At 71.2% G+C, this 13,588-nt stretch carries 12 protein-coding genes; 6 read left to right on the forward strand and 6 right to left on the reverse strand.

Annotation, left to right across the window (positions count from 1 at the left end; genetic code table 11):
* Positions 1-550: 550 nt before the first annotated feature.
* Positions 551-1,465 carry a LysR family transcriptional regulator gene (locus ACTWOL_RS06860; protein ID WP_474295376.1) on the reverse strand — a complete coding sequence of 305 codons (915 nt, stop codon included), beginning with the start codon at positions 1,463-1,465 and terminating at the stop codon, positions 551-553.
* A gap of 70 nt (positions 1,466-1,535) precedes the next feature.
* On the opposite strand from ACTWOL_RS06860, the gene ACTWOL_RS06865 reads away from it, so the two are divergent.
* Complete coding sequence (locus tag ACTWOL_RS06865; protein WP_474295378.1) at positions 1,536-2,636, forward strand: TDT family transporter; 1,101 nt, start codon at positions 1,536-1,538, stop codon at positions 2,634-2,636.
* Here the strand turns inward: ACTWOL_RS06865 and ACTWOL_RS06870 are convergent.
* From ACTWOL_RS06870 to ACTWOL_RS06880, 3 genes are all read right to left on the reverse strand, one after another.
* Positions 2,575-3,300, reverse strand: a complete 726-nt coding sequence (locus tag ACTWOL_RS06870; protein ID WP_474295380.1) for a helical backbone metal receptor — start codon at positions 3,298-3,300, stop codon at positions 2,575-2,577. The two genes, ACTWOL_RS06865 and ACTWOL_RS06870, sit on opposite strands and share 62 nt — an antisense overlap.
* Positions 3,297-3,851, reverse strand: a complete 555-nt coding sequence (locus tag ACTWOL_RS06875) for a helix-turn-helix domain-containing protein (protein ID WP_474295382.1) — start codon at positions 3,849-3,851, stop codon at positions 3,297-3,299. The genes ACTWOL_RS06870 and ACTWOL_RS06875 overlap by 4 nt, the downstream gene beginning before the upstream one ends.
* Positions 3,852-3,987: 136 nt before the next feature.
* Positions 3,988-4,326: a glycine betaine ABC transporter substrate-binding protein gene (locus ACTWOL_RS06880; RefSeq protein WP_474295384.1), complete on the reverse strand. Its 339-nt coding sequence runs from the start codon at positions 4,324-4,326 to the stop codon at positions 3,988-3,990.
* 98 nt (positions 4,327-4,424) lie between these two features.
* On the opposite strand from ACTWOL_RS06880, the gene ACTWOL_RS06885 reads away from it, so the two are divergent.
* The 5 genes from ACTWOL_RS06885 to ACTWOL_RS06905 all read left to right on the forward strand — a co-directional run bounded on the left by ACTWOL_RS06885 (position 4,425) and on the right by ACTWOL_RS06905 (position 9,172).
* A complete protein-coding gene (locus ACTWOL_RS06885) occupies positions 4,425-5,345 on the forward strand; it encodes a 5'-3' exonuclease (RefSeq protein ID WP_474295386.1) in 921 nt (306 codons plus the stop codon).
* Positions 5,346-5,436: 91 nt separating this feature from the next.
* On the forward strand, positions 5,437-6,279 hold the full coding sequence (locus ACTWOL_RS06890; protein WP_474295389.1) for a siderophore-interacting protein: 843 nt from the start codon (positions 5,437-5,439) through the stop codon (positions 6,277-6,279).
* A gap of 235 nt (positions 6,280-6,514) precedes the next feature.
* Positions 6,515-7,099, forward strand: a complete 585-nt coding sequence (locus ACTWOL_RS06895) for a sigma-70 family RNA polymerase sigma factor (RefSeq protein WP_474295391.1) — start codon at positions 6,515-6,517, stop codon at positions 7,097-7,099.
* The gene (locus ACTWOL_RS06900; RefSeq protein WP_474295393.1) at positions 7,096-7,917 is read left to right on the forward strand and encodes an anti-sigma factor; all 822 of its coding nucleotides are present in this window, start codon (positions 7,096-7,098) and stop codon (positions 7,915-7,917) included. The genes ACTWOL_RS06895 and ACTWOL_RS06900 overlap by 4 nt, the downstream gene beginning before the upstream one ends.
* A 328-nt stretch (positions 7,918-8,245) precedes the next feature.
* Positions 8,246-9,172, forward strand: coding sequence for an ADP-ribosylglycohydrolase family protein (locus tag ACTWOL_RS06905; RefSeq protein WP_474295396.1), 927 nt, complete (start codon positions 8,246-8,248; stop codon positions 9,170-9,172).
* Positions 9,173-9,624: 452 nt separating this feature from the next.
* Here the strand turns inward: ACTWOL_RS06905 and ACTWOL_RS06910 are convergent, their stop codons facing one another.
* Together ACTWOL_RS06910 and tatC are read right to left on the reverse strand one after the other, a co-directional pair.
* Complete coding sequence (locus tag ACTWOL_RS06910; RefSeq protein WP_474295398.1) at positions 9,625-12,456, reverse strand: DEAD/DEAH box helicase; 2,832 nt, start codon at positions 12,454-12,456, stop codon at positions 9,625-9,627.
* A gap of 178 nt (positions 12,457-12,634) precedes the next feature.
* Entirely contained in the window at positions 12,635-13,570 is a 936-nt protein-coding gene (gene tatC / locus ACTWOL_RS06915; RefSeq protein ID WP_474295401.1) for a twin-arginine translocase subunit TatC, read from the reverse strand.
* Positions 13,571-13,588 lie beyond the last annotated feature (18 nt).

A 13,588-nucleotide genomic window follows, 5' to 3' on the forward strand; every position in this document is an offset into this window, starting at 1 on the left:
GTGGGGGTTGGTGCCGTTCCGGGGCTCGCGTCCTGGACGGCATGATTTACGGCGCGCCTTGCCCCTGCCGTGATGGCACCGCCTGCGTTGCGCGCCACAAATCACGCTTTAGTGTCCCGGACACGACCCCTCCACGGCCCCTGTCCCGCAGACCGGCCCCGCTCGCCCCCGGGGTGCCTGCCGTTGCGTGGGAAGGGGGACTCGGAGGGGTCGTGTGCAGAGACACTAAAGCTCCCCCAGACTTCGTCCGGGGGGGGACCCCCATTGTGTCGCGCTACGACAACGGTGCCTTCTTGGTCCGGGGTGGGCGCGACGTAAATCATGCCGTCGTCGCATACGAGCCCCGCAGAGGCCCCCAACCTCACCGACAACGCCCCGGGCAAGCCCCACACCCCAAGCCCGTCTGGGGGTCCCCCCGGACGGAGTCTGGGGGAGATTGAGGACGGACACACCGGTTGCCGCCGCGGGCACCGCCCACCTCACCACCGCACCGCCAGAGGCATCCGCCACCCCGGCGCGACCGGGGCCGTGGGGCACCGCCCCACCCTCCTCAGCCCCGTGTCAGCGCCAGCAGCTCCCGCGCCGGACCCGCCGGCTTCCGCCCACGTGGCCACACCGCGCGCAGGTCCCGCCGCAGGGTCACGCCCTCCACCGGTACCCGGACCAGCCGGCGTGAGGCCAGTTCCTCCGTCACCGCCAGTTCGCTGAGCACCGCCGGTCCCGCCCCGCTCACCGCCGCCGCCTTCACCGCCGTCGTCGACGCGAGTTCGAGCAGCGGCTCGGCCAGACCGCCGTACTCCTCGAGCGCCGAGTCCAGAACCTGGCGGGTGCCCGACCCGCGCTCCCTCAGGACCAGTGGCATCGACGCCAGCTCGTCCGGCGCCACGGCCCTCCGCCGCGCCCACGCGTGCCCCGGAGCGGCGACCACCACCAGTCGGTCGTGGCCGATGACCGCGCCGTCCATGCCTTCAGGCACCCGGAGCCCCTCGACGAAGCCGATGTCGGCCTCGTCCCGCAGCAGCCACTGCGCGACCGCCGCGGAGTTGCCCGCGAGCAGCGACACCGCAGTGCCGGGACGTCCCTGCCGCAGCGCGATCAGCCAGCCCGGCAGCAGATACTCGGCGATGGTCATGCTCGCCGCGACCCGCAGCCGCGAGTCCCGCCGGTCCCGCAGCGCCTGCGCTCCCGCGTCGAACGCCTCCGCCGCCTCCACGATGCGCCGTGCCCAGTCGGTCACCAGCGCTCCCGCGTCGGTCAGCCGGGAACCCCGCGGAGAGCGGTCGACGAGGGCGACACCCAAGTGCCGCTCCATCGAGCGGATCCGGCTGCTCGCGGCAGGCTGGGTGATGCCCAGCTCACGTGCCGCGCGCCCGAGGCTTCCGTGCCGGGCGACGGCCAGCAGCAGCTCCAGCGCGCCGAGATCGGGTACCCGGTGCGCCAGCGGTCCCCGTTGCTCCTCGGTCATCAGTCCAGCTTATGAGCTCATAGCAAGGTGATCACTGGTGAGGGCGGGCGCGGCGCCAGAGAGTGGCCCCATGGTCTTCCCCTCTCTCCGCGATCTCGGGCCCAACTGGTACGCGACGGTCATGGGCACCGCCATCGTCGCGAACGCCGGTGCCGCCCTGCCGGTGCAGTCTCCCGGTCTGCGGGCCGCCTGCACCACGGTGTGGACGCTGTCGGCGCTGATGCTCGCGGCTCTGCTCGCCGCCCGTACGGCCCGCTGGGCGCGGCACCGTGACCGGGCCGTCGGCGATCTGCTCGACCCGGCGGTCGCCCCGTTCCTCGGCTGTCTCGCGATGGCGCTGCTCTCGGTGGGGACCGGCTCCCTCACGCTCGGCGGCGACGTGCTCGGCAGACGGTCCGCGGCGGTCGTGGGCACCGCGCTGTTCACCGCCGGCACGGCCGTCGCGCTCCTGGTCGCCGTGGCCGTCCCGTATCTGATGATCACGCGTCACCGTCTTGCGCCCGGGAGCGCTTCACCGGTGTGGCTGCTGCCCGTGGTCGCCCCGATGGTGTCGGCCGCGGCGGGGCCCCTGCTGGTGGAACGGCTGCCCGCCGGCCAGGGACGGGAGACCTTGCTGTTCGCCTGTTACGCGATGTTCGGGCTGAGCCTGCTCGCCGTACTGGTGATGCTGCCGCTGGTCTTCGCCCGGCTGGTCCACCACGGTCCCCTGCCGCTCGCGCTGACGCCCGCGCTCTTCCTCGTCCTCGGCCCGCTGGGCCAGTCGACCACCGCGATGGCCAATCTCACCGACGCCGCGCGGACGGTGGTTCCCGCGCCGTATGCGGACGGCCTCGGCGTCCTCGCGGTGCTGTACGGGGTCCCGGTGATGGGCTTCGCCCTGCTGTGGCTGCTGATCGCCGGGGCGCTGGTGGTGCGGGCGGCCCGGCGGGGCATGCCGTTCACGATGACGTGGTGGGCGTTCACCTTCCCGGTCGGCACCTGTGTGACCGGGGCGGCGGGGCTGGCCGCACGCACGGGGCTGCCCGCCTGGGGCTGGCTGGCCGGAGCGCTGTACGCGCTGCTGGTCGGCGCCTGGGCCGTCGCCGGTTTCCGCACACTGCGCGGTCTGCTCAGCGGAGCGCTGCCCGCAGCGCCGCGGGCGCCTCTGCCAGCGACGGCCCGTACCACGTGAGCATGCGGCCGTCGACGAGCGCGGCGGGCAGTCCCGGGAAGGCCTCGGGTCCGTCGGCGGCGGTGAAGCGGTAGGGCTCGTCGGGCAGCACGACGAGGTCCGCGCCCGCCGCGTTGAGTTCGTCCACCGCGATCCGCGGATAGCGGTCCGGGTGCGCGGCGTAGACGTTCTCGACCCCGAGACGGGCGAGGAGGTCCCCGGCGAAGGTGTCCCGGCCCAGCACCATCCAGGGCCGCCGCCAGATCGGTACGACGGCGCGCCGTGGCTCGCCCGGCTCCGCCGCCGCCCAGGCGGCCCGTGCTTCGTCGAGCCAGCGTGGCCGCCCCGCCCCGCAGGCCCGCAGGACCCGTTCCAGCTCGCTGAACGCCTGCGGCAGGGTGCGCACTTCCGTGACGAGGACATCGAGTCCTGCGTCGCGCAGGGCAGCGATGTCGGGGGCCCGGTTCTCCTCCTCGTTGGCGATGACGAGGTCGGGCGCGAGGGCCGCGATCGACGCGAGGTCCGGGTTCTTGGTGCCGCCGACGCGGGCCACGGCGAGGTCCGCGGGACGAGTACACCAGTCGGTGACCCCGACGAGCAGTCCGGGCGAGCTGACCGCGACGGCCTCGGTGAGCGAGGGAACGAGTGAGACGACCCGCCGTACGGTCCCGCGCGGACGGGTCACGGACCGGCCTGGACGCTGTCGCCGACGGCGACGGCGACGACGAGCAGACGGGTGCCGGGCCGGGTGGCGCGCCAGCGATGGCGTACACCGCCGGACAGATAGAGCGTGTCGCCCTTCTCCAGGCGGTACGCGCGGCCCTCGGCCTCGACCTCGGCCGCCCCGTCGGCGACGTACATCAGCTCGTCGTTGCGGTGCTGGTACTCCCGGTCGCTGTCCTGCTCGCCGGTGAATTCGACGGCCCGCAGCTGGTGGTGGCCGCGCACGAGCGGTCGTGCGCCCTCGCCGCGGAGGCCGGCGCCGTCGTCGGCCCTCACGACGTCCACGACGCGCGCGGAGTCGGCGGCGGCGAGCAGTTCGGCCCCCGTCGTGCCGAGTGCCTCGGCGACCCGGTCGAGGGAACGCATGCTGGGGCGGGCCCGTTCGTTCTCGATCTGGCTGAGGAAGGGCACCGAGAGCCCACTGCGCTCGGCCACGGTGGCGAGCGTGAGGGCAAGGGCCCTGCGCCGTCTGCGGACGGTGGAGCCTACGCGGAGAGTTTCCTTGTCTGCCATGGCGTCGTCCCTCCCTCCTTCTCAGTACCTTACGCAGATTCGGGCATCGAATCGCACAGTTGTCACAGCGGCAACGGTGAGGGCCCCGCCACTGTATGTGACGGGGCCCGACCGGTGGGGGTGGATGGAGAATGGTCTACACAGGTGCGAGGCGGTTCACCAGGCCCGGGTTCTCCTCGAGCCAGGCGCGGACGGCTTCCTGTTCCTTGCCCTTTCCGGTCTTCTGGATCGTCGCCTCGAGGTCCGTGAGCTGCTTCTCGCTCAGACGGAAGCTCTTGAGCCACTTCCCGACCTTCGGGTTGTCGGCGGCGAAGCCCTTGCGGGCCAGCGTGTGGATGCCGTCGCCCTTGCCCCAGGTTCCCTTGGGGTCCTTGAGCTTCTTCAGGTCGTAGGTGCTGTAGGCCCAGTGCGGCGACCACAGGGTGGTGACGATGGGTTCCTTCTTGTCGTACGCGCGCTTGAGCTCGGCGAGCATCCCGGGCGTGATCAGCGACCAGCGACCAGCGACCGGGAAACGGCGGCGCGGCCACGGTGGACGGGGCGCTGTCGGTGCGGTGCGGCATCATCGGGGCTGTGACGCGACGCCTGATGCTCCTCGACACCGCTTCCCTGTACTTCCGCGCCTACTTCGGCGTCCCGGAATCGGTGCGCGCCCCCGACGGCACGCCCGTCAACGCGGTGCGCGGACTGCTCGAATTCATCACCCGGCTGGTCCAGGACCACCACCCCGACGAGTTGGTGGCCTGCATGGACGCCGACTGGCGCCCCCACTGGCGGGTGGAGCTCATCCCGTCGTACAAGGCGCACCGGGTGGCGGTGGAGGCCGAGACGGGTCCGGACGTGGAGGAGGTGCCCGACACGCTGTCACCGCAGGTCCCGATCATCGAGGAGGTCCTCGACGCGCTCGGCATCGCCCGTGTCGGGGTGGCGGGGTACGAGGCGGACGACGTCATCGGCACACTCACGGGGCGTGCGACGGGCCCGGTGGACATCGTGACCGGCGACCGGGACCTGTACCAGCTGGTCGACGACGCCCGCGGGGTGCGGGTGCTGTACCCGCTGAAGGGCGTCGGCATGATGCAGGCGACCGACGAGGCCGTACTGCGCGAGAAGTACGGCGTGGACGGGCCCGGGTACGTCGATCTGGCGCTGCTGCGCGGGGATCCCAGCGACGGCCTGCCGGGAGTGCCGGGTATCGGCGAGAAGACCGCGGCGAAGCTGCTGGACACCTTCGGGGACCTGGCGGGGATCATGGCGGCCGTGGACGACCCGGCGTCGAAGCTGACGCCGTCGCAGCGCAAGCGGCTGGACGAGTCACGGGCCTATGTGGCCGTGGCCCCGAAGGTGGTGCGTGTGGCCGGAGATGTGCCGCTGCCGGCCTTCGACCCGGCGCTGCCGAAGCAGGCACGCGATCCGGAGCGGCTCGAGGAGCTGGCGTCGCGCTGGGGACTGGGGCGGGTGGTGCATCGGCTGCTCACGGAACTTGGGGCGTGAGCCACCGGGTACGCATCGGCACCTCATGGCGACTTAGGTTACCCTAACCATTACCCAGAGCCTGATCGCCCCCTGAGTGAGGGAGACCGCTGTGTCAGACACACCCACCCGCAAGGCACCGACGACCCACGAGGCGCGGGTGGTGCGGACGGACCGGATCACTCCGCACATGGTGCGCGTCGTCCTCGGCGGTGAGGGGCTCGCGGCGTTCGACACCGACGGGTCGACGGACGCCTACGTCAAGGTGCTGTTCCCCGCACCCGGAGTGACCTACCCCGAGCCCTTCGACATGGCCCGGATCCGCGAGGAGTTCCCGCGTGACCAGTGGCCGAGCAATCGCACGTACACGGTGCGCGCCTGGGACCGCGTCCACCGCGAGCTGACGATCGACTTCGTGGTGCACGGGGACGAGGGCCTCGCCGGGCCGTGGGCCGCCGGCGCACAGCCCGGAGAAACGGTCCGGCTACTCGGCCCCGGCGGGGGCTACGCTCCCGACGCGACGGCGGACTGGCATCTGCTCGCAGGAGACGAGAGCGCGCTGCCGGCGATCGCCGCCTCCCTGGAGCAGATGCCGGCGGGTGCGGTGGTCCAGGCGTTCGTCGAGGTGGCCGGCCCGGAGGAGGAGCAGAAGATCGTCACTCCGGACGGGGTCACGGTGACCTGGCTGCACCGGGGCGGCCGGGCGGTCGGCGAGGCACTGGTCGCCGCGGTGCGGGAGTTGGACTTCCCGGAGGGCGATGTCCAGGCGTTCGTCCACGGCGAGGCGGCGGCGGTGAAGGAGCTGCGCCGTCACCTGCGCCTCGAACGCGGTATCCCCGCGGCCCGTTTGTCGATCTCCGGATACTGGCGGCTGGGCAAGTCCGACGAAGCCTGGCGGGCGATCAAGAGGGACTGGAACGCGCAGGTGGAGCGGGAGCAGGAAAAGGTCGCCTGACCTCCGGCTCCGCAAAGGCCGCCGCGCCACGGCCTGTTGGGGACGTCTGCCGTCCACGGCGATCGACCCATGCAAGACAGACGCATATGTCCGCATACAGGGCGGACTGGGCTTCCGAGAGACGGCCCGGTCCGCCCTGCACCATGTATCAGCTGGGAAAAAGTCCTGCGGAAGGGCAGTCTGGACCCGCCTCTGCTCCGTATATGAGACGGAGGAAAGGGTGAGGGGAGAACGCGTGAAGGAAGCCGTAAGCATCACTGGGGCACCACCGGCCGGACCGGGACTCGACGAGCTGCTCGTACGGGTGGCACGCGGCGACCAGGAGGCCTTCGCCCGGGTGTATGACGCGGTGTGCGGGCCGGTGCTGGGAATCGTACGCAGTGTGCTGCGCGACCCGGCCCAGTCCGACGAGGTGACACAGGAGGTGCTGGTCGAGCTCTGGCGCACGGCCGCCCGCTACCAGCCGTCCCGCGGCTCGGCGCTGACCTGGACACTCACCCTCGCCCATCGCCGGGCGGTGGACCGGGTGCGGTCGGCACAGGCCGCCACCGAGCGCGAGCAGAAGGTGGCGAGGCTCGGTGCGACCCCGGCCTTCGACGACGTCGTCGAGCAGGTCGAGGCCCGGCTGGAGCGCGAGCAGGTGCGCCGCTGTCTGCGGACCCTCACCGAGTTGCAGCGCCAGTCGGTGACCCTCGCCTACTACCGCGGTCTCGCCTATCGCGAAGTGGCGGAACTGCTGTCCGTGCCGCTCGGCACGGTGAAGACAAGAATGCGCGACGGGCTCATCCGGCTGCGCGACTGCCTGGGGGTGAACGCATGAGCGCGGCGGGACGCGGCTCGGGACGGGATGCCGAACTGCACACGCTGACCGGGGCGTACGCCCTGCACGCGCTCGGCGAACGTGAACGCGTACGGTTCGAGCGGCACTTGGACGCCTGCATCTCATGCACGCAGGAGGTGCGAGAACTGAGCGCGACGGCAGGACGGCTGGGGCTCGCGGTCAGTGAACCGCCGCAGGCCGCGATGAAGGCACAGGTGCTGCACCGGATAGCGACGGTGCGTCAGGAGCCGCCGGCGGTCGGCGTCCACGGCGCACTGCCCGACGGGGCCCGGCTCGCGGAACGCCGGATCAGGCCGGGGGGCCGGCGCCGGGTGTCCCGGTTCGTACTCGCGGCGTGTGTGACGGGGCTGGCCGCGTTCGGCGGGTTCTCCGCGTGGCAGCAGCACACGGCGCAGAACGCCCTCGTCGAGGCCCGCGAGTCGGCGCGCCAGGCCCAGCTCCGGGCTCAGGCACTGACCGAGGTGCTGACGGCACCCGACGTACGGACCAGCTCGGCGAGCCTAGGCACCGGCGGCGCGACCGGCACGGTGGTGGTGTCGCACAACCGGGACCGTGCGGTGTTCCTGGCGTCCGGCCTCCCCCGCCCGGACGAGGGCAAGGTGTACCAGCTGTGGTTCGCGGACGGGGACACGATGCGCCCCGCCGGACTGCTCGACTCCTCGGCGACCGCGCAGTCCTTGCTGATGGAGGGTCCGGTGGGCCGGGCCACGGGCATGGGCGTCACGGTCGAGCCCGCAGGAGGCTCACCGAAACCGACATCCCAGCCGCTGGCGGTGCTGAGCTTCCCCGGGGCTTAGGGGGCTTCTGACGGATCTCCGCGGCGTCGCGACGCCCGGCACGCCCCCACGGCCGTACGGCGTGGGAGGTACCCCCACTCGCCGCACCGGCCGAAAGCCCAAGTACGTCCCGTACGAGGGCTTCAGCCGGCACTCCGAGAGCACGCACCGGACGCCGCTCCTTCCTCCACGGAGATCCATCAGAAACCCCCCAGCCCTGGCATGGCCTCCCCATGCGCCGTGCGTTCGCCGCGCCGCGGGCTCCCTCCCGCGCCGCGGCGAACACGGGCCGCCGGCGCGGGCCGCGGGCGCTTCGTCCCGGGGCGGCGTTGGCCCGTAGCCTGAGCGGATGCGGACGAAGGACCGGATCAGGGGCACGGTGGTCGGCTCCGCCGTGGGCGACGCGCTCGGCGCACCGTTTGAGTTCGGCCTCGGGGGCGTCTACTCGGGCCGCTTCCCGGACGGTGTCGGCGAGATGTGCGGAGGCGGCGGCTGGGATCCCGGGGAAGCCACCGATGACACACAGATGACTGTTCTCGTGGGCGAGTCACTCAGGGAACGCGGCGGACTCGACCTGCCGGACATGTTCGACCGCTTCCGGCGCTGGGCCGCAGGGGACCCGAAGGACATCGGACTCCAGACCGAGCAGGTCCTCGGCAGCGGGGACCCCTGGGACCGCGCGGCGGCGATCCATTTCCAGGTCAACGGCCGTGCGGCGGGGAACGGTTCGCTGATGCGGGCCTCGGCATCGGCCGTCTTCTTCGCCGGTGCGGGACGTACGGCCACCATGACCGCCGCCCGGCGGATCGCCGCCCTCACCCATGGCGACCGGGCCGCTTGGGAAGGCACGGCGGTACTCCACGAACTGATCCGGGTCGCCCTGGACGGACATGACCCCATGGACGCCGTGCCCGACGCGCTCGGCGAGGTGGAGGAGCAGCACAGGGAGCGCTGGGCGACGGTGCTGGCACCGTCCTGGCACCCCGACGATGCGACCGAGTTCAACGGGGCGGTCTGGCCATGCCTCGGTTCGGCACTGTGGGCGCTCCGTACGACGGGATCGTTCGAGGAGTCACTGGGCGCCGCGATCGATCTCGGTGGCGACACCGATACGGTCGCCGCGGTCACCGGCGCACTGGCGGGCGCGGTGTACGGCGCGTCCGTGATCCCCGCGCGGTGGACGGAGCCACTGCACGTCCCCATGCCCGGCCACGGCGACCGCGTGCTGCGCGCCCCGGACCTGGCTGGCCTGGCCGAGGCGCTGTCACGCGACTGAGCCCGCGGCACGGCCCACCGACCGGCGGACGAGCCCGCATATGCCTGGCCGTCCGGCGGCGGCGTCCGCATGGTCGGCAGCAGCCCGGAAAGGATCTAGTGCTGTGGCCGGATAGCTTCGCCGGGAAGCTCGCGGCGTCCTGTGCGGTGGATCGCAAGGCGGGAATCGCCCTTGTACTGGATGTACTCGGGTGATGCGACAACGCAGCGAGACGCCGTGCAGGGCGCCGCGAGCCGGTGAACCTATCCGGTCACAGCACTACGGGGCTTCTGACGGGTCTCCGCGGCGTCGCGACGCCCGGCACGCCCCCACGGCCTTACGGCGTGGGAGGTACTCCCACTCGCCGCACCGGCCGAAAGCCCAAGTACGTCCCGTACGAGGGCTTCAGCCGGCACTCCGAGAGCACGCACCGGACGCCGCTCCTTCCTCCACGGAGATCCATCAGAAACCCCCTAGCCGACCGAGCTGTACGCCACCACGCCCCGCAGCAATCCGTCGACCGCCTTGCGGGCCGTACGCGCCACCGTCGTACCCTCGCCCGGTGCCGCCGCGGCAATCTGTCCCAGCACGTCGATGACCTGCTTGCACCAGCGCACGAAGTCGCCCGCCGGCATCTCCGCTTCGCGGAGTACTTCGTCGAGGCCCTTCCCCGAGGCCCATTGGTACGCGGCCCAGGCGAAGCCCAGATCGGGCTCGCGCTGACCGACTCCCTCCGCCTGGTTGATCCTGAAGTCTTCCTCGAGCGCGTCGAGCCGACCCCAGATCCGCACCATCTCGCCGAGTGCGGCCTTCGCCTTCCCCGAGGGCAGTTTCGGCGCCACCGCATCGTCCGCCTGCCGTGCCTCGTAGACCAACGCCGAGACACAGGCGGCCAGTTCGGCCGGGCTCAGGCCCTCCCAGACACGCTCACGCAGGCATTCGCTGGCCAGCAGATCCAGTTCGCCGTACAGCCGCGCCAGTCGCTTGCCGTGTTCCGTGACCTCGTCGCCACGGAGGTAGTCCATCTCCGTGAGCAGGCCGACGATCCGGTCGAAGGTGCGGGCGATGGTGTTGGTGCGCCCCTCGATACGGCGTTCCAACTGCCGGGTGTCGCGCTGCAGACGGTGGTAGCGCTCGGCCCAACGGGCGTGGTCCTCGCGCTCGTCGCAGCCGTGGCAAGGGTGCGAGCGGATGTCCTTGCGGAGCCGGGCGATCTCCCGGTCGTCCACGGCGGCCGATCGCTGCCTGTGGTGCCGCTCGGGCACGATGTGCCCGGCCTTCGTCCGCAGTGCCGACGCCAGGTCGCGCCGGGACTGCGGCGACCTCGGATTGAAGGACTTGGGGATTCGCATCCGCTCCAAAGGCTCGACCGGGACCGGGAAGTCCATCGCCGCGAGCCGCTTGACCTGCCGTTCGGCGGTCAGCACGAGGGGCCGCGGTCCGTCGTGGTACTCGAACCCCCCGCGGTGGCCGCCCGACCGCCCGGCCGGAAGCCCCGGGTCGAGCACCAGGGCGAGACCGGCGAACTTGCCTGTGGGGACGTGGATCACGTCTCCGGGCTTGAGCCGCTCCAGCGAGCCGGCGGCGGCCGCCCGGCGCTGCGCCGCGCCCTGCTTGGCCAGTTCGGTCTCGCGGTCCTTGAGCTCCCGCCGCAGCCGGGCGTACTCCTCGAAGTCGCCGAGGTGGCAGGTCATCCCCTCCAGGTAACCGGCCAGCCCCTCCTCGTTGCGCTGCACCTGGCGCGAGATCCCGACCACCGACTTGTCGGCCTGGAACTGCGCGAAGGACGTCTCCAGCAGTTCGCGCGAGCGATGCCGGCCGAACTGCTGCACAAGGTTCACCGCCATGTTGTAGGACGGCTTGAAACTGGAGCGGAGCGGATAGGTGCGCGTGCCCGCGAGACCGGCGAGGGCGCCCGGGTCCATACCGCGCTGCCACAGCACGACGGCGTGGCCCTCGACGTCGATGCCGCGCCGTCCCGCCCGGCCGGTCAACTGGGTGTATTCGCCGGGGGTGATGTCGGCGTGCTGCTCGCCGTTCCACTTGACGAGCTTCTCCAGCACCACCGACCGCGCGGGCATGTTGATGCCGAGCGCGAGGGTCTCGGTGGCGAAGACGGCCTTGACGAGGCCGCGTACGAACAGCTCCTCGACGACTTCCTTGAAGGTCGGGAGCATCCCGGCGTGGTGCGCCGCTATGCCTCGCTCCAGCCCTTCCAGCCACTCGTAGTAGCCGAGGACGTGGAGGTCTTCGCTGGGGATGGCGGCCGTGCGCTCCTCGACGATCTCACGCACCCTCCTGCGCGCCTCGTCGTCGTTGAGCCGCAGTCCCGCGTGCAGACACTGCTGGACGGCCGCCTCGCACGCGGCGCGGCTGAAGATGAAGGTGATGGCGGGCAGCAGGCCCTCGGCGTCGAGGCGCTCTATGACCTCGGGCCGGGAGGGTGTCCAGATGCGGCTGCGCTGTCTGCGTTCGCGCTCGCGGTCAGCCTCGCGGACCATCTTGCCGCGCCGGCGCTCGCGGGGGTTGTACGTGCGCGAGTTCTCCATCCGGGCCATGCGGACCAGATCGGGGTTGACCTCACGGCGTGCGGCGCCACGGCCACCGTGGTCGCTCTCCTCCTCGAAGAGGTCGTGCATCCGGCGGCCGGCGAGCACGTGCTGCCACAGCGGCACCGGGCGGGACTCGGAGACGATCACCTCGGTGTCGCCACGGACGGTGTCCAGCCAGTCACCGAACTCCTCGGCGTTGGACACGGTCGCCGACAGGGACACCAGCGTCACGGACTCGGGGAGGTGGATGATCACCTCCTCCCAGACGGCGCCGCGGAAGCGGTCGGAGAGGTAGTGGACCTCGTCCATGACCACATAGCCGAGACCGAGCAGGGACTGGGATCCCGCATACAGCATGTTGCGCAGGACCTCGGTGGTCATGACGACCACGGGAGCCTCGGAGTTGACGCTGTTGTCCCCGGTGAGCAGGCCGACCTTCTCGGGGCCGTACCGCTTGACCAGGTCCGAGTACTTCTGGTTGGACAGCGCCTTGATGGGTGTCGTGTAGAAACACTTGCGCCCCTGGGCGAGGGCGAGGTGCACGGCGAACTCGCCCACGATGGTCTTGCCCGACCCGGTGGGCGCCGCGACGAGCACGCCCTTGCCGCCCTCCAGGGCCTGGCATGCCTCGATCTGGAACGGGTCCAGCTCGAAGTCGTACAGCTCGCGGAAGGGAGCGAATGCGGTGGCCTGCTCGGCGGCACGGATCCGAGCGGCGGTGTATCGCTCAGCTGGGGAGAGGTCCTCTGTCATCTTGCTGTCGAGAGTACCCGCCGGGTCCGACAGTGGGCGCGATCTTTAACCGGGCCCGGAGCCCGGCCCGCGGTGGGCTCCGGACAGAACCCCAGGACGGCACAGAGGGCCGGACGCGGAGCGCGTCCGGCCCTTCGCACTTCCCGGAGTGAGGTCCTCCGCACCGTGTGTGGCGGGCTCAGGTCACGTCGTCGTACCCGTTGACGCGGTCGCGGTCGCCGCTCTGCTGCTCGGGGAGCGCATGGGCGGACGGGACGGACTCGACGGCGCCGATCGGGGACGGTGTCAGGTCGAGATCGGCGGCCTCGTCGTCACCGATCCCGGCGTCGGGGTCGTTGCGGCTGCGGCGCTTGTCGTTGAGCAACGCGATGCCGACCGCCATGAGGTAGAGCACGATGATCGGGCCGGCCAGAGCGATCATGCCCAGCGGATCCGTCGACGGGGTGGCGACGGCGCCGAAGACGAAGATGCCCATGATGACGCCCCGCCACCAGCCGGCCATCCGCTTCCCGGACACGACACCGGCGAAGTTCAGCATGGTCAGCATCAGGGGCAGCTCGAAGGAGAATCCGAAGATCAGCACCATCCGGACGGCGAAGTCCAGGATCTTGTCGACCTCGAGCAGGTTCTCGGCGGGAGCCGGCGTGATGCTCAGAAGCACGCTCATGCTGACCGGCATGATCACGAACGCCAGATACGCGCCGGCGACGAACAGGGGCACGGCGGCGAAGGCGAAGATGTAGGTGTACTTCTTCTCGTGCTTGTGCAGCCCGGGAGCCACGAAGGCCCAGAGCTGGTAGAGCCAGACCGGGCAGGAAGCGATGATACCGGCCATCAGAACGACCTTCACGGTGGTCGTGAACGGCGACAGCAGGTCGGTGTAGACGATCGTCGCGCAGGCGCCGCCGGTGCGGGTCTCCCCCGGCACACACCGGTTGACGGGAGAGGCCAGGAGGTCCATCAGCTCCTGGCTGTAGAAGGCAGCGACGACGGACGTGATCGTGATCGCCAGCATCGCCTTCGCGAGCCGGTTGCGAAGCTCACGGAGATGGTCCGCGAGCGGCATCCGCCCCTCGGGGTCCACGTCCTTCTTGGTGCGGGCACGCTTGAGCAACCCACGTCCTCATCTCGT

Source organism: Micromonospora sp. IBHARD003 (assembly GCF_056106285.1).